Source organism: Paenibacillus sp. S-12 (genome assembly GCF_030363895.1).
Taxonomy (GTDB): domain Bacteria; phylum Bacillota; class Bacilli; order Paenibacillales; family Paenibacillaceae; genus Paenibacillus_B; species Paenibacillus_B alvei.
The window spans coordinates 1-16,629 of record NZ_JASIUF010000024.1; the positions used below are offsets into that span (position 1 = coordinate 1).

At 45.5% G+C, this 16,629-nt stretch carries 15 protein-coding genes and 1 tRNA gene; 13 read left to right on the forward strand and 3 right to left on the reverse strand.

The features are described from left to right. Window positions 1-390: 390 nt before the first annotated feature. The 11 genes from guaB to NO352_RS22280 all read left to right on the forward strand — a co-directional run bounded on the left by guaB (window position 391) and on the right by NO352_RS22280 (window position 9,946). Complete coding sequence (gene guaB, locus NO352_RS22230; protein WP_005545604.1) at window positions 391-1,854, forward strand: IMP dehydrogenase; 1,464 nt, start codon at window positions 391-393, stop codon at window positions 1,852-1,854. 123 nt (window positions 1,855-1,977) lie between these two features. After that, window positions 1,978-3,366 carry a D-alanyl-D-alanine carboxypeptidase family protein gene (locus tag NO352_RS22235; protein WP_005545605.1) on the forward strand — a complete coding sequence of 463 codons (1,389 nt, stop codon included), beginning with the start codon at window positions 1,978-1,980 and terminating at the stop codon, window positions 3,364-3,366. 135 nt (window positions 3,367-3,501) lie between these two features. Further along, a complete protein-coding gene (gene pdxS, locus NO352_RS22240; RefSeq protein ID WP_005545606.1) occupies window positions 3,502-4,383 on the forward strand; it encodes a pyridoxal 5'-phosphate synthase lyase subunit PdxS in 882 nt (293 codons plus the stop codon). Window positions 4,384-4,502: 119 nt separating this feature from the next. After that, complete coding sequence (gene pdxT, locus NO352_RS22245) at window positions 4,503-5,096, forward strand: pyridoxal 5'-phosphate synthase glutaminase subunit PdxT (protein ID WP_005545607.1); 594 nt, start codon at window positions 4,503-4,505, stop codon at window positions 5,094-5,096. Between the two features lie 167 nt (window positions 5,097-5,263). Continuing rightward, entirely contained in the window at window positions 5,264-6,541 is a 1,278-nt protein-coding gene (serS, locus tag NO352_RS22250) for a serine--tRNA ligase (protein ID WP_289356787.1), read from the forward strand. 78 nt (window positions 6,542-6,619) lie between these two features. Then, a tRNA-Ser gene (locus tag NO352_RS22255) sits at window positions 6,620-6,708 on the forward strand. Between the two features lie 106 nt (window positions 6,709-6,814). Beyond that, on the forward strand, window positions 6,815-7,174 hold the full coding sequence (locus tag NO352_RS22260) for a hypothetical protein (RefSeq protein ID WP_005545610.1): 360 nt from the start codon (window positions 6,815-6,817) through the stop codon (window positions 7,172-7,174). A gap of 11 nt (window positions 7,175-7,185) precedes the next feature. Further along, a complete protein-coding gene (locus tag NO352_RS22265; protein ID WP_005545612.1) occupies window positions 7,186-7,356 on the forward strand; it encodes a hypothetical protein in 171 nt (56 codons plus the stop codon). A gap of 19 nt (window positions 7,357-7,375) precedes the next feature. Next, on the forward strand, window positions 7,376-7,528 hold the full coding sequence (locus NO352_RS22270; protein ID WP_289356788.1) for a small acid-soluble spore protein P: 153 nt from the start codon (window positions 7,376-7,378) through the stop codon (window positions 7,526-7,528). A 314-nt stretch (window positions 7,529-7,842) separates the two neighbouring features. After that, window positions 7,843-8,736, forward strand: coding sequence for a YitT family protein (locus tag NO352_RS22275; RefSeq protein ID WP_163978638.1), 894 nt, complete (start codon window positions 7,843-7,845; stop codon window positions 8,734-8,736). 148 nt (window positions 8,737-8,884) lie between these two features. Then, window positions 8,885-9,946, forward strand: coding sequence for a DUF6612 family protein (locus NO352_RS22280; protein WP_268598198.1), 1,062 nt, complete (start codon window positions 8,885-8,887; stop codon window positions 9,944-9,946). A gap of 115 nt (window positions 9,947-10,061) precedes the next feature. Here NO352_RS22280 and tadA read toward each other — a convergent pair whose 3' ends face one another. Next, the gene (gene tadA / locus NO352_RS22285; RefSeq protein WP_005545619.1) at window positions 10,062-10,550 is read right to left on the reverse strand and encodes a tRNA adenosine(34) deaminase TadA; all 489 of its coding nucleotides are present in this window, start codon (window positions 10,548-10,550) and stop codon (window positions 10,062-10,064) included. A gap of 417 nt (window positions 10,551-10,967) precedes the next feature. On the opposite strand from tadA, the gene NO352_RS22290 reads away from it, so the two are divergent. After that, complete coding sequence (locus NO352_RS22290) at window positions 10,968-13,310, forward strand: PAS domain S-box protein (protein WP_268600382.1); 2,343 nt, start codon at window positions 10,968-10,970, stop codon at window positions 13,308-13,310. 97 nt (window positions 13,311-13,407) lie between these two features. On the opposite strand, the gene NO352_RS22295 is transcribed toward NO352_RS22290, so the two are convergent. Then, on the reverse strand, window positions 13,408-14,235 hold the full coding sequence (locus NO352_RS22295; RefSeq protein WP_289356789.1) for a flagellar motor protein MotB: 828 nt from the start codon (window positions 14,233-14,235) through the stop codon (window positions 13,408-13,410). Then, on the reverse strand, window positions 14,228-15,019 hold the full coding sequence (gene motA, locus NO352_RS22300) for a flagellar motor stator protein MotA (protein WP_005545622.1): 792 nt from the start codon (window positions 15,017-15,019) through the stop codon (window positions 14,228-14,230). The genes NO352_RS22295 and motA overlap by 8 nt, the downstream gene beginning before the upstream one ends. Before the next feature lie 405 nt (window positions 15,020-15,424). On the opposite strand from motA, the gene NO352_RS22305 reads away from it, so the two are divergent. Then, window positions 15,425-16,543, forward strand: coding sequence for a sulfonate ABC transporter substrate-binding protein (locus tag NO352_RS22305; RefSeq protein WP_289356790.1), 1,119 nt, complete (start codon window positions 15,425-15,427; stop codon window positions 16,541-16,543). The last annotated feature ends 86 nt before the right edge of the window (window positions 16,544-16,629 follow it).

Genomic DNA, 16,629 nt, shown 5'->3' on the forward strand with positions numbered 1-16,629 from the left:
CCGATGGTACTTGGACCGCAGGGTCCCGGGAGAGTAGGACGTCGCCAAGCACACAAAAACCACTGTTGAGATTACTCAACGGTGGTTTTTCGTATATGCATGTCATAACCGTTTAGATAATGAATGGAGATCAGCTAACCATCTCATACTAACGATAAATATCCATGTAAAATGTGCACGTGCAGTGGACATTCATTCGTTTCGAAATGAAATGAAAGCTCCTGAAAAAACGGATTCCAAAACAAGTCGCATATCCTTGACAGCCACATACTGCTTTGCTAAGATTGCAATAATATATTTTTAGAGATGACGTGAATCATAGGACAAGCCTTTTGTAATAAGGGTTTGGATAATGAATGCGCCAATACAATCACAGGGAGGAACTTTCTGGTGTGGGAATCTAAATTTGTTAAGGAAGGTTTGACTTTTGACGATGTGCTGTTAGTACCTCGTAAATCGAGTGTACTGCCACGGGAAACAGACGTATCGACTGTCTTGAGTGATAAGGTGAAGTTGAATATTCCAATGATTAGTGCCGGGATGGATACAGTTACAGAAGCTCCATTGGCAATTGCAATTGCCCGTGAAGGCGGTATCGGTATTATTCATAAAAATATGTCTGCTGAACAACAAGCTGAAGAAGTGGATCGGGTTAAGCGCTCAGAGAGCGGCGTTATCACAAACCCATTCTCTCTTTCCCCGGAACATACTGTTGAAGATGCGGATCGTGTAATGGCAAAATATCGTATTTCCGGTGTTCCAATTGTAGACGGAGAACATAAGCTTGTAGGTATTTTGACAAACCGCGACCTTCGTTTCGTTCATGACTATAGCATTCGAATTAAGGAAGTTATGACTCATGAGAACTTGGTGACTGCTCCAGTAGGAACTACGCTTCAAGAAGCAGAAGTTATTTTGCAGCAGCACAAGATCGAGAAGCTACCTCTGGTTGATGAATCCAACGTCCTGAAGGGGCTTATCACAATCAAGGATATTGAGAAGGCAATTCAATATCCGAAGGCTGCAAAGGACGCTCAAGGACGTCTCCTGTGCGGTGCGGCAATCGGTATCTCTCAAGATTCGTTTGAACGTGCTGAACTGCTTGTACAAGCTGGTGTTGACCTAATTGTAGTAGACTCGGCTCATGGTCACCATATCAACATCATTGAAGCAGTACGCAAGTTGCGCGGCCTATACCCAGATTTGACAATCATCGCAGGGAACGTAGCTACAGGTGAGGCAACTCGTGACTTGATCGAAGCAGGCGCTTCAGTGGTAAAGGTTGGAATCGGACCAGGTTCTATCTGTACAACTCGCGTTATCGCTGGTATCGGCGTACCGCAAATTACAGCAGTTTATGACTGTGCGAGCGTAGCACGTGAGTATGGTATCCCTGTAATTGCGGATGGTGGTATTAAATATTCTGGTGATATTACAAAGGCCATCGCTGCTGGCGCGAGTGCAGTTATGCTGGGCAGCTTGTTCGCAGGTACGGAAGAGAGCCCTGGTGAATCTGAGATTTACCAAGGACGTCGTTTTAAAGTGTACCGCGGCATGGGCTCCCTTGGCGCCATGAAGCAGGGTAGTAAAGATCGTTATTTCCAAGATAGCAGCAACGAGAAGAAGCTCGTACCAGAAGGCATCGAAGGCCGCGTAGCTTACAAAGGGCCTCTTGCTGACACCATTCACCAACTGCTTGGTGGATTGAGAGCAGGTATGGGGTACTGTGGTACACATAACCTGAAAGAGCTTCAGAACGATACTCATTTCGTGAAAATTTCTGGCGCAGGATTGCGTGAAAGTCATCCGCATGATGTGCAAATTACAAAAGAAGCTCCGAACTATTCCATGTAATTGTGTTGCAAACACGGAAAATGTCGACAAGGAAAGACAGGGTATTACAACCCTGTCTTTTTTTTGCGTGTCCGGCTATGTTAGAATAGCAATGGGACTCAACAGGGAGAGGAGTTGTACGTAGTGTCTAAGCAACATACAACAGTAAAACAAAACAAATGGAAACGAGCGGTCGCTTTGGTTACCGCATGTCAAATATTGAGCTTTGCCTTATTGCCATCTGCAGGAATGGTGGCTGCTGAGGCGGCTGCACAAACGCAAACAAAGCAAGTAGCTACAACAAATGGAAATGCGGGTCAAGTCATTACAGATAAGAAGAAGCTTGACTTGCAGCTTCGCTCAGCGGTACTCATGGAGGCCTCTACCGGAAAAGTATTAGTCGATGTTGACTCGGAAATTGCGTATCCTCCAGCCAGTATGACGAAGATGATGACAGAATATATTGTCATGGAAAAAGTAAAGAACAAAGAGTTGAGCTTTGATGATGAGGTTGTTACAAAGAAAAATGCTTCAGTAACGGAAGGGTCGCGCATCTTCTTAGCAGAAGGGGACAAGCATAAAGTTCGGGATTTGTATATTGCGATGGCAATCGGATCCGCCAATGATGCGACAGTTGCTCTAGCTGAACATATTGCTGGCAGTGAAGCAGAATTCGTAAAAATTATGAACGAGACGGCAAAACGTCTTGGGATGACGAAGACACATTACATCAACTCTACTGGATTAGATTGGGCTAGTATGCCAAAAGACTTCCGTCCCGCTGAAAAAGCAGAGACTATGATGTCTGCTATGGATGTTGCAAAGCTAGTTCGTGCAATCGTTAACGATCATCCAGAATTCAGCGAGTTTACAAAAATTCAATCCTATAAATTTAGAGAACGTGATAAAACGCCAATTTCCAACTTAAACTGGATGCTTGAAGCGAATAAGGATGTTGTGAACTTCAAGCGTTATGCATATCAAGGTTTGGATGGAATGAAAACCGGATTTACTGATATAGCGCAATATTGTTTTGCAGGTACGGCTGTACGTGATAATATGCGTCTGATCTCGGTTGTTATGGGGGCAGCAAATAAAGGGGCTCGTTTCGAAGAAACAGCTAAATTGCTAAACCATGGCTTTGAGCATTTTGAAGTAAAGAACGAAATTGCACCGAAAAAGACAGTAGTAGGAGTAGAGACAGCTCCGATCAAAAAAGGTGTCGAGACAGAAGTGCCGATTGTTGCTGAGTCTGGTGCGTCATTTGTGATTCCGAAGGGTGCAAGTACCGAAGGTAAAGTAACAACAGAAGTAAATTTGAAGCCGGCAAGCGAGCTTATTGCGCCAATTAAGAAGGGTCAGCAAGTGGGAACCGTTACGTTTACCTACAAGGACAATGGAGCCGAGCAGAAGAAAACGGTGAATATGATTGCCACAGAAGATGTGGAAAAGGGCAGTTGGTGGCGTCTATTCTTCCGTGCAATTGGAGAGTTCTTTGCTGATTTGTTCAAATCTATCAAAAATTTGTTCTAGTTTCGAAGTATTGATCTATGAAATGGTCTACGTCTATGACAAAATCAATTGTCTATTCGATTGACCATCATGTAAAATAGAGGAATGAAACTGTAGCAATAGGAAATGACTGATTAGTGGCGGGGGGCAAACAAAATGGAAACAGGTACAGCTCGAGTAAAACGTGGTATGGCAGAAATGCAAAAGGGCGGCGTCATCATGGACGTCATGAATGCGGAGCAAGCGAAAATTGCTGAAGCAGCAGGCGCTACAGCGGTTATGGCGCTTGAACGTGTCCCATCTGACATTCGTGCAGCTGGTGGCGTAGCTCGTATGGCAGATCCGACAATCGTAGAAGAGGTTATGAAGGTTGTATCGATTCCAGTTATGGCAAAGGCACGTATTGGTCATTATGTAGAAGCCAAAGTATTGGAATCCCTTGGCGTTGATTACATTGATGAATCTGAAGTGCTGACTCCAGCAGATGAAGTATTCCATATTGATAAAAATACATTCACTGTGCCATTCGTATGCGGCGCTAAGGACTTGGGCGAAGCGCTCCGTCGCATTAGCGAAGGTGCGGCTATGATCCGTACGAAGGGTGAGCCGGGAACAGGCAATATTGTTGAGGCTGTTCGCCACATGCGTCTAATTACTAGCCAAGTGCGCAAAGTACAAAGCTTGTCCAAAGATGAGCTGTATGCAGAAGCGAAAAACTTGGGCGTAGCGTATGACTTGCTTCTTGAAGTACATGAGAGAGGCAAGCTCCCAGTTGTCAACTTCGCAGCAGGCGGTGTTGCAACCCCTGCAGATGCAGCGTTGATGATGCATTTGGGTGCAGACGGCGTATTTGTAGGCTCTGGTATTTTCAAATCTGACAGTCCTGAGAAGTTCGCTCGTGCAATCGTAGAGGCGACAACTCATTATGAAGATTATGCGTTGATTGCAAATGTGTCCAAGAACCTTGGTACACCAATGAAGGGTATTGAGATTTCCAAGCTCGCGCCGTCTGAGCGTATGCAGGATCGCGGCTGGTAAGATCAATAACATGGCAGGCTGTAGGAAGCATCAATATGGTGCTTCCTAGTCTGCGTTAGAACCCAATCACCAAATGGTGTAAAAAGTACAAACCTCAGGGGAAAGAAGGGACTTCACGGATGAACATCGGAGTATTGGCGCTGCAAGGCGCGGTAGCGGAACATATGCGCAGCTTGGAGGCAGCGGGAGCTCATGCGGTAGCCGTGAAGCGGCCAGAACAGCTGGATGAGCTGCAAGGGCTTATCATTCCTGGTGGAGAGAGTACTACCATTGGCAAGCTCATGCGTAAGTACGGTTTTATCGAAGCGCTTCGTGCATTTGCGGCTGCGGGAAAGCCGATATTCGGTACATGTGCGGGACTTATTTGTCTGGCAGAGCGAGTAGAAGGTCAGCAAGGACTAGAGGAACCGCATCTGCGGCTTATGGATATGACGGTATTGCGCAACGCATTTGGACGGCAACGTGAGAGTTTTGAAGCAGATTTGAATGTGAAGGGCATTGAGCAACCTGTACGAGCTGTGTTTATTCGTGCCCCGCTTATTCAATCAGTTGGTGAACGCGTGGATGTGCTGTGCGAAGTCAATGGTGAGATTGTGACAGCGAGACAAGATTCGCTGTTAGCTTGCTCGTTCCATCCAGAGCTGACATCCGACGTAAGTCTGCATCGATATTTCGTCGATATGGTTAAACAAGCTGAAAATGTAGCAGGCTAAAGGAAAGCGAACACTTTGACTCTTCCTCGAGATAAGGAGAGTTAAGGTGTTTTTATCAGATATACGGTATAATAGTGATATAGAATGATACGGATAGAAACGGTGTAATCCTTGGCTATGGCAATAGAGTTGAGTCGTGTATCCGTTTCTGGCAGGAGGGTCAATCGGTGCTAGATATCAAATTGTTAAGAAATGAGTATGGACGCGTAGCTACTGCGCTCCAACATCGAGGTAAAACGGAGGATATGATCGCGGACTTCCCGGAGCTTGACGCACGTCGCCGCGAAATGCTGCAAGAGACTGAACAGTTGAAAAATCAACGTAATGTTGTGTCTCAAGAAGTAGCGAAAAAGAAAAAGGCAGGCGAGTCAGCCGACGAACTGATTGCGCAAATGCGTGAAGTAGGCGATCGGATTAAAGAGCTCGATGAAGAGATTCGTCAAATTGAAATGCAAATGGAACAGATCACGCTGTCCATTCCAAATGTACCGCATGAAAGTACGCCAGTAGGGAAATCGGAAGATGACAATGTTGAAGTTCGCCGTTGGAGCGAGCCTACTTCATTTTCCTTTGAAACGAAAGCTCATTGGGATTTGGCTCAGGATCTTGGCATTCTGGACTTCGAATCGGCCGCTAAGGTCACAGGCTCTCGCTTCGTGTTCTACAAAGGTGCTGGAGCACGCTTAGAGCGTGCACTCATCAGCTTCATGCTCGACGTGCACACGACACAGCATGGATATGAAGAAGTGCTCCCTCCGCTCATCGTAAACCGCGACAGCCTGATCGGTACAGGTCAGCTGCCGAAGTTCGAAGAGGATTTATTCAAGATTGAAGGGACAGAGTATTATCTGATCCCGACAGCAGAGGTTCCTGTAACGAACCTCCACCGGGACGAAATCTTAACAGATGATCAAGTGCCTCGTTACTATACGGCGTACAGCTCTTGCTTCCGCTCTGAGGCAGGTGCAGCTGGACGCGATACACGTGGTTTGATTCGTCAGCATCAATTCAATAAGGTTGAACTTGTGAAGCTGGTCAAGCCTGAGGATTCTTATACAGAACTGGAGTCCCTTACGAACAATGCAGAGAAGATTTTGCAGCTCCTCGGCCTGCCATATCGCGTTATGGCGTTGTGCACGGGAGATCTGGGGTTCAGCTCTGCGAAGACGTATGACTTGGAAGTATGGTTGCCAAGCAGTGTTTCGTACCGTGAAATATCTTCTTGCTCGAACTTTGAAGATTTCCAGGCGCGCCGTGCGAATATTCGCTTCCGTCGCGATACGAAGTCTAAGCCTGAGTTCGTTCATACATTAAATGGTTCCGGCCTTGCAATTGGCCGTACAGTCGCTGCGATTATGGAAAATTACCAGCAGGAAGACGGTTCGATTGTCATTCCAGAAGTACTCCGTCCATATATGGGTGGAATGGAAGCCATTCGCAAATAATTGAAAGAACACTATTGCAATGTAACAATGCATATGATAAAATAAAGACTGTCCGACTCGATTCGGGCAGTCAAATATGGAGAGGTACCGAAGTGGTCATAACGGGGCGGTCTTGAAAACCGTTAGGGTGCAAGCTCACGTGGGTTCGAATCCCACCCTCTCCGCCATAACATTCAAATGTAGAACCCACATCCTTAGAGATGTGGGTTTTTTGCTGTATAAAATGGCTCCGCTGACCGCAAACTGTAATTGAACAGTGGAGGTGTTGCTCTTATGAATCAGGAAGAAAAGCTGCAAGTTGATCAGTCGACACTTGTGAGTGCTTGGCAGCAGACGCTGCCTACAAGGCTGAACCCTGGCGATCAAGCCAAAGTATTGCCTGACGGTGCGAATCCACAGGCACTCGTTATTCATATCGATACAGCCGGCCGTCAAATGTACTCATTCGATTTCCATTGCGCTTATGTGGACACGCGCGAGGTCAAGCTCAATCTAATTGATGTTGAGAAGAGCGGGGTTCATATCGATGAGCGGACAGAGGTTGTGCAGGAGCTCGTACAAAATTATATGCGTCACATACATGAGTGTGCGCAAGCACTGCATGATGTAACCAATCACGGCCAAGTACACTAGGAGGAATGAAGATGACGAAAGCGAAGGATGGTCTGGACAAAAATTTGAGCAATGTCATCAAGGACTTGGAGCAGGCACCTGTTACTAGTCATCATGCCCAGCAATTGCAGCAGGATCATAACGATCGGCGTCATCAGGATGCATTGAATCATGATAAGCCAACGGATTTGGAACATTTATAATGACAGAGGAGCGTACGCAATGAGCAAGCCAAGAGCAGTGCCTGTACCTGACAAGGAACAATCCAGCCGGCATCAAGCAAGCAATGAACGGAATGCGATGCAAGAGCCATTGTCAGGGTCTAAGAAGACGAAGAATGCGAATCATGTGAGTCACAACAATCCTGAGGGATAAGTCAAAGTGGAAACAATCAACACGGATTTTCCTTGTTATGCGCAAGGGAGATCTGTGTTTTTTTGTGCCATTATAAAGAGTTATTGTTGTCATTCACTAGTGCTTTCCTTATTAATATTTCCCAGTAGGGTCCAACATAGAAAGGAATTCCGATATAATAAAGAGTGTAGTGTATTTTAGGCTTGTATAGAGAGGTGAAAGCGATGGAGCATCTGACGACGAACACCAATACTGACAACAGTAGTTCTAAGGAGAATCAAGCATCGGCTTCGCAAGAACCGGATCATTTTGAAGCATTCGCCCAACTGAATGCCATGGACGGTGCAGCGGTTGCTAATGTACGACAGTATCAGCACACGAAGATTGGCCTGATTAAGCTTCTCAAGCGAATTATCTTTATTGTCGTTGGATCTGTCCTGATGGGGGTCGGACTTGAATTATTCCTCGTCCCGAATCAAATAACGGACGGCGGTGTAACCGGTATTTCGATTATTTTGTCTTATGTAACCTCGATACCACTAGGCGTTTTTCTATTTCTTCTTAACTTGCCCTTCCTAATTGTCGGCTACAAGCAAATTGGCAAAACATTTGCCCTTTCCACATTGCTCGGCGTCCTTGTCATGTCGCTCAGTACGATGCTGCTGCATGATGTGAGCGCCTTTACGGAAAATACGTTCCTAGCTGCTGTATTTGGCGGGATTATTCTTGGGATCGGCGTTGGGCTAGTCATTCGATACGGCGGATCGTTGGATGGCACAGAAATAGTAGCGATTTTACTCAATAAGCGATCCCCTTTCTCCGTAGGCGAAATTATTATGTTTTTCAACCTGTTCATACTCACGAGTGCTGGCTTCGTATTTGGCTGGGATCGTGCAATGTATTCCCTTATCGCGTATTACATTGCGTTCAAAATGATTGATATTACGGTTGAGGGATTGAACGATTCGAAGGCAGTATGGATTATAAGTGACAATCACAAGGAAATTGGAGATGCGCTGCTTAGCCGTCTTGGCCGAGGAGTAACCTATATGAAGGGTGAAGGTGGGTTCTCCGGGGATGAGAAAAAAGTGATTTTCACCGTCATTACTCGATTGGAGGAAGCGAAGCTCAAAGGGATCGTAGAAGAGCTTGACGAGCAAGCGTTTCTTGCAATCGGCAACATTCATGACGTCAAGGGTGGAAGATTCAAGAAGAAAGACATCCATTAAGAAAGATACGATAGGACGAAGTTCACATGTTTAAAAATAGAGTCATGAAATATATTTCAAAGGAACTATTTTCAATGCCATACGTATAGGTTAATATATACTGGGTATTTTTAGACATACTTATTATGAGGAATAGGGGTTGAACAAGTTGAAAAGAGGTTTGAAGAGCGCATTAGCACTAATATTTGCTCTAGCTTTAATTATTACGGGGTGTGGAGCGAAGTCTAGTCCGAAGGAATTAATCGAGGGTTCTTTAGGTAAGTCCCTCGATATGAAATCTTATGCATTTAATACATCGATTAAGTTAGAAGATCTTCAAGTGGATAATGGTTCGGCAGCACTTGATCCAAATGCAAAAATGGTTCTCAATATGCTGAAAAATGCTGAGCTTAGCGTAAATGGCGTTGTACAACAAGAGCCAATCAAGATGGAAGCGAATGTTGAAATTAGCCTTAAAGGCGACATGGAAATGAAGTTCTCTCTTCCATTCTCCATGGATGAAAATAAAATGTGGGTAAAGATTCCGAATATTCCGATGTTGGCTGGTCAAATTCCTGATGAATTGGTTGGGAAGACAGTTGAACTGGACTTGAAGAAACTTGCTGAAGATTCAGGTCAAGAAATGCCATCCGCAAAGGATTTGAAGGCAATGCAAAACCTGAGCAACGATTTGTTCAAAGCACTTCTTGGCAAGTTCGATGAGAAAACATATTTCTCCATAGTTGAGAAAAAAGACGCTGGTCTTCCTGAAAGTGTAGATGCGAAGCAAATTGTGAAGTTCAATGTTACAAATGAGAACTTGGAGCAATTCGTTACAACATTCGTTAAGGATGCGTTGCCTGCAATCGCTGATGTATTAGGCAAGGAAGAGTACAGCAAGCTGCTTAAAGTGGAAAAAGACCAAGTTGAGAAAATGAAGCAAGAAATGAAAACAGATGACAGTGAACTGAAAAAGGGCATCGAAGAAATGAAGAAGTCGTTGAAGATTAACGAGCTGAGCGTGACTACAGCAGTTAACAAGGATCAATACCCTGCATACCAAGTTGTTGTAGCAAACTTGGATGTAACTGGCGACGATGGTGTGAAATCGAAGATTGCCGCTCGTTTGACAAGTGAATTGAGCAAGATCAACGAGAAGGTTGAATTTAAACCAGTACCATCCGATGTTCTGACGATGGAACAATTGCAGCAAATGTTCGGTGGCTATTAAGATAAAGTCAAAGGAAGGTCGTCGTTCTCTTAGAGAGCGGCGGTATATTAACAAAGGAAGAAGCCGCATGGTTCAACTAGGTTGAGCCTGCGGCTTCTTTCTTGTTGCATATAGATTAAGCTTTGCCGCGCAAACGACGAAAAAATTGCGTTAGCATTGCCGCGCATTCTTCCCGCAGTACGCCTTCAATAACTTCTGCACGATGGTTGAAGCGGGGCTCCTGAAGAAGGTTCATAAGCGTGCCCGCACAACCTGCCTTGGGATCCGTCGTCCCATATACAACGGTAGGTACGCGTGATTGAACGATAGCCCCGGCACACATTGGGCAAGGCTCCAAGGTAACGTATAAAGTGCAATCAAGTAATCGCCATGCCTGCAGGTGCTCACTCGCTTCCCTAATGGCAATCATCTCGGCATGGGCCGTTGAATCCAGCGAAGTCTCTCGTAAATTGTAGCCGCGACCAATAATTTCGTTCTGATGTACGACAACGGCGCCAATAGGCACCTCTCCAATCGCTTCGGCCTTGTGGGCTTCTTCAATAGCCATGCGCATCCAGTATTCGTGCTGAGTTTCTTGTTCAGGTTCAATCGATTGTATTTCCAACTTTAACTTCCTTTCTCTTATCCCTGCCTCTATTGCTGCCAAGTATAATTGCATTAGACGCAAAGATGTGTAAAAGTATAGCCGTTATTCATCGAACAAATATTCGTTGTTAACAGTGTGTGCATAATCCTGTGGATAACTAATAATTGTGCACAGGATTATACACATCTTATCCATAACTGTTCACATTATGTGTATAAGTTGTTGATAACTATGTGTTATTCATATCGGCAGGGTCGGAACTTGTCGATATTATTATACCTTCTTCCTACAATAATCGCCAAAACCATGGACAAATCGCCCTATATTACGATATGATTCGAAGAGATACTCCAACGAAATCCAACATTTGTCAGGATATCCGACATTATCTCCATTGACCTAGATTCTGATGGATAGGCCTGATAGAGGTGAAGCATGAGACTTTCCATCAAAGCGAAATTATCAATTTCCATAGCTTGTATCGTGTTTGTCGTCCTTTTGCTTCATATGATCCTCACCTACAACATTACCAAGGATAAGCTTGTTGAGGAAATTCAGCAGCGAATGAATGCAATTGCTCAGCAGATCAACGTATCCGTTCAGCAATCCCGCATGGCAGCTGCTTCATTTGAGGAGCAATTGGCGGAGAAGCTGCATATTGCATCTATGTATGCTGCGGATAAGCTCCCATCCCGAATTGATAGTATTACGAACGAGCAGCTGCAGCAAATAAGCAAAGATATCGGAATATCCCACATTTCCCTTTTGCATCAGACGGCGAACGGTGATGATATTACAATTGCTCGATCCTCTGATCCGAAGGAAATCGGAATGTCGACTAGACAGTGGGGATACTGGTATACCGCTTTTACTCAATTGCTCGAGGATCAGCAAGTATGGATTACCCAAGGGCAGAAGCGTAAAGATTTTTGGGCAGGCCCCTTCGATGTGTCTTCTTCCAATCCGGAGCATATCGATAAGTGGGGGTATTATTACGACGGTAAGCGGGATTATATTATTAATCCGTTTATTCGTGATGATAAAGTGGAGACCTTCTTTGAACTAACGAAGCCCAATATCTTAATCGAGCAGACGTTAAATGCTCAGTCCAATATTGTGGAGATCGCAGCTCTGAATGCCGACCACTTTAATAATGAGCCTGTATCCAAAGTTCGCAGCGATGGCGTGCAAATTGTAGATGACACAAAAAGCCGTGTCCTGTATGGCGAATATACATTGAAACATGCACGTGATGAAGAATACATTCGGAATGCCTTGGAGCGAAAAAAACCACTATTTTACGAAAGTGAATTCGGCAGCAGAACGATTATTAAGGGATTCATACCGATCATCGGTACAACAGCCTATGTATTGAATATTTCAATGGATGCTAGAACGCTCGTAGAAGCGCTGCATGACCAGTTAATGCGCAATGTCGCCGTAGGCATTGTGTTATTGGAGATTGTTCTTATTGGCAGTTATATGCTGTCTGGCATCCTCATACGCCCTCTGCAATCGATATTGAACAAGATCAATATGATTTCGGTAGGTCATTTCAATACGCAATTGAATATTGATCGCAATGATGAGCTTGGCATACTGGCGCAGCGAATCAATACGATGGCACGCAATTTGGATGCTTCTACAGAACGACTGCGGATGTCCTATTTGGAGAACCGTGCCATGAAAGAGCATTTGGAATCGTTCATTAACCAATCGAATGATGCCATTCATGTGACGGATTTGAAGGGACGAATTGAGCGTGTAAATCAAGCGTTCGTCGATATGTTCGGCTGGACCTCGGAAGAGGTGTTGGGCAAGCCCTTGTGCAATATTCCGGAGGATAAGCTGGAAGAAGAACGGAAAATTCATGAGGCTAAGCGTCATGGCGAATATGTAAGCAACTGGGAGACGACGCGTCTGACGAAGGACGGGCGTGTTCTGGATGTTAGTGTCACCACTTCGCCAATGTACAATGAGGGTGGAGACTGTATCGCTTGGGCCAGCATTACTCGGGATATAACCAGCCGTAAGCGAATGGAGGAATTATTGCGCCGTTCCGAGAAGCTCACGACGGTTGGACAGTTGGCAGCAGGTGTTGCGCATGAGATTCGAAATCCTTTAACGACGCTGAAAGGCTTCCTGCAGCTGCAGCAGCGTACGAGATCATTGAATGATAATCATATGGACATGATGCTGGCGGAGCTGGAGCGCATCAACTTGATTGTTAGTGAATTCCTTGTACTGGCCAAGCCTCAGGCTATTCAATTCCAGCCGAAAGATGTACGCCGCATTGTAACAGATGTTGTCGCTTTACTGGACAGTCAGGCAAACTTGAATAACGTGCACTTCGCCACCCAGTTCGATGAATTTGTACCGTTAGTGAATTGTGAAGAGAACCAACTGAAGCAGGTATTTATCAATGTGATGAAAAATGCGATGGAGGCAATGCCGGAAGGTGGCATGGTCGAAATTGCTGTACAATCACGACATAAGGGTCTAGTTGTGGTGAAAATTCTAGATCATGGTATCGGTATACCGGAAGAGCATTTGTCCCAACTTGGAGATCCATTCTTCACAAGCAAGGAATACGGAACAGGTCTTGGCCTCATGGTAAGTCAGCGAATTATTCATAACCATCGAGGATTGATTGAAATCACTAGTGAGCAGAACATTGGAACTGAGGTAACGATTTCGTTGCCTGCAATTGGCGCAGAAGAGGAGGGCAGTGGTGATCTTACCGTGCCGCAGCCTACGTTAACCGCAATCTCGTCATAAGGATAGTTTAAAACGAAGGGGTGCCTTGATAGAGACGATATTACGACTCTATCAGGGCACCCCTATTTGTTCGTTGTATTATCTGTACGGTAACGACTCAGTTTTGCTCAGTTAATTCATTCGCCGCTTTATTCTTATCCGTGTATTTGCGAAGAACGGATACCTCTACTCGGCGATTCTTCGCTTGACCTTCAGTGCTGCTGTTGTCAGCTACAGGATGATACTCGCCCATCCCAACCGCTTGGAATAGCTTCGGATCAAGTCCGGAGCGTTCCAAGACGACCTTCATGAAGCTAAGCGCCCGTGCAGAGCTCAGATCCCAGTTCGACTCAAATCTGCTGTTGCGGATAGGGCGATTGTCTGTGTGCCCGCTAATGACGACAGAGAAGCCTTGATACTGCTTCAACATGTCGCCGATTGTAGCTGCAAGCTGCTTCGAATCACCCTTCAAGTTGGCCTTACCGGAATCGAAGAGCGCGCTATCTTTAATTGTAATTTTCAACTCAGAGTGATTAAGTTTCGTATTCAACTGATCAGTTAACCCATTGTTGGAGATATACTGATTCATCTTATTCTGAAGCTGCTCAAGCTGCTGCTGTTCTTGCTTGGCATGCAACATATATTGTTCTCGCTCGTGATTGCGCGATTTGGTGAAGTTTTTAGGATTCGCTTCAACCATGCTGGATTTCGATCCGTCTGAGCGAATAATAGCTGATTCATTTAAAATACCAGCCCCTCCACCGCCGGAATCCAACGCTGAACTGAAGGCTTGGCTCATTTGCTCGAATTTTTTCGCATCAACCGCCGACATGGCATAGAGCACGATGAAAAGAGCGAGCAGCAGTGTCAAAATATCGGCATACGGAATGAGCCATGTCTCATCTGTATGTTCTTCCTTCGGGGGTGTTCGTAATTTCTTACTCAACGCTTGCCCCCTCCTTAACACTCATAAGAGCACGCTCTTGTGGAGTCAAGAAGACAGAGAGCTTTTGGTTAATTGCAATGGTAGATACGCCGGATTGAATGGACAACAGTCCCTCGACCATCATGAGTCGAATTTCAATTTCGCTGTGCGACAGGCGCTTCAGCTTATTGGCGATCGGATGCCATAGCACATAACCGGAGAATATCCCCATCAATGTAGCAACGAACGCTGCGGCAATCGCTTTAGCCAGGTGCTCCATTTCCGACATTTGCGATAGGGCGGCAATCAGACCGATTACGGCACCCAATACCCCAAGCGTAGGGGCGTACATGCCCGCTTGCGAGAAAATGAGCGCTCCAGAATGGTGTCTTTCTTCGGTTGCATGAATGTCTTCCATGAGCACGTCACGCACGAAGTCTTGATCATTGCCGTCAATAATCATCCGCATTCCGTTGCGGAGGAATTCGTCTTCAATTTCGTCTATACGTGTTTCCAAAGCAAGCAAGCCTTCACGGCGCGTAATTGACGCCCATTCCATGAAGAGTTGGATCAATTGAACACGGTCAACCAAATCTTGCTTTTTGAAGAGCAGCCCGATAAGCTTAGGAAATTTTTTCAGTTCCTTCATCGGGAAGGCAATGAACAGGGAACCCGCAGTACCAACAAAGATAATCATAATGGCTGCTGGGTTGGCGAGGTTCGAGATAGGCGCCCCCTTAAAGTACATCCCTAGCGTGACGGCAGCAAGGCCGAGCACGAGACCAATGATCGTAGATTTTTCCATAATTCCATACACACCTCATCCATGAGTATAATGGTGCTTCCTGCGAGCGTATTCGACAGCGTTAGCCGAAATACGTAAAAAAAAGATGCAATATTCTTTTTATCGGCAAAACAGCTCTATTTATTTAATGAACATTTTGTTCCCTGGCTCAAAAGTTAGAGGAAAAAATAGGATTGACAAGAAAGAGGCAAGGAGAATAAAATGTCATCTAAATACTTAGTAAGTTAATCGGAATATATGGTGATTAAGTGGGGAGTGTGGTTTCATTGCGATGAACAGCTCTGAAGGAAAAAGGCTGGGCTCAAATGATAACGAGATTTTTGCACAAAGTTTTAGGCGGGAGATGTTGTTCAAGGAGAAATGACAACGGGGTGAAAGAATTTCATTGTGAAATGGGGGCTTTCAATGTCTAAAGACCAACTATATGCATTGGATAATTTGGTTACTGTTAAGGCGCCATCTGAACATCTTACGAACAGACAACTGCGTGTGCGTGTTGTAATAATTCTCATCTCATGGTTCTGCTTGATGGCGTTATTGGCGGGTTGCGCATCGGTTGGAGCCGGAACGGGCGCCCAAAATGGGGCGGTAGCCGACACCTCCGGTGCAGGCAAGAACGGGTCTCGCAAAGTGATTCGCATCGGCTATCAAAAGGGCAACACTTTGAACATTCTGAAGGTGAATGGCAATTTGGATAAACGCCTGAAGGAAGCGGGATATGAGGTGGAGTGGAAGGTATTTGCCGGGGGGAACTTCTTGCTTGAAGCACTGAGCAGTGGCAGCATCGACTTCGGGCATGCAGCGGATGGATCAGGTGTATTCGCACAAGCAGGCAATAAGCCATTTGTATATGTGGGCAATGATCATCCGAATCCGGAGGGAATGGGAATCGTCACTTATCTGGAATCAGGAGTGCAATCAATTGCCGACTTGAAGGGGAAGAAGCTCGCGGTAGGCAAAGGCGGTAATCATCATTACCTGGCAGTGCTGGCGATAGAGAAAGCAGGTCTGAAGCTTGAAGATGTTCAGTTCGTTTACGTCAAGGATGCGTCGGAAGGGCGAGCGGTGTTTGAAACGAGACAGGTGGATGCGCTAGGCTCCTGGGATCCGTTCTTTGCAGCTGTACAGACAGATTTGAAGCCAATGACGTTAACGGATGGTCAAGGATACTCGCCGAATCGTACGTTCTATTATGCCAATGAGCAGTTTGCCAAGGAACACCCAGAGCAGATACGGACTATTTTAGAGGAAATTCAAGTGTCGGATGAATGGGCCAACACCCATAAGGATGATGTGATTAAGCTGCTGTCCGAAACACAGGGAATCGAAAAGGCAGCTATCGAGCTTGCAGTGAAGCGTCGCACCTATGGGGTCGAATTGTTCAATTCGGAAATTATCAACGCGCAGCAGCAGCTAGCGGATACGTATTATCGGATTGGTTTAATACCGAACCCTATCAAGGTAGCTGATCGGATGCCGTTGGATGCGCCTTGGGCCGTACAAGGGCCTGTGAGGAGCAAGTGATAAAGGGGGAATCGCAATGCGTACGACAGATGCTGTATCGTCCACGAAGTTGGCGAATCGACAAGAAGAAGACTCGCGATCCATCT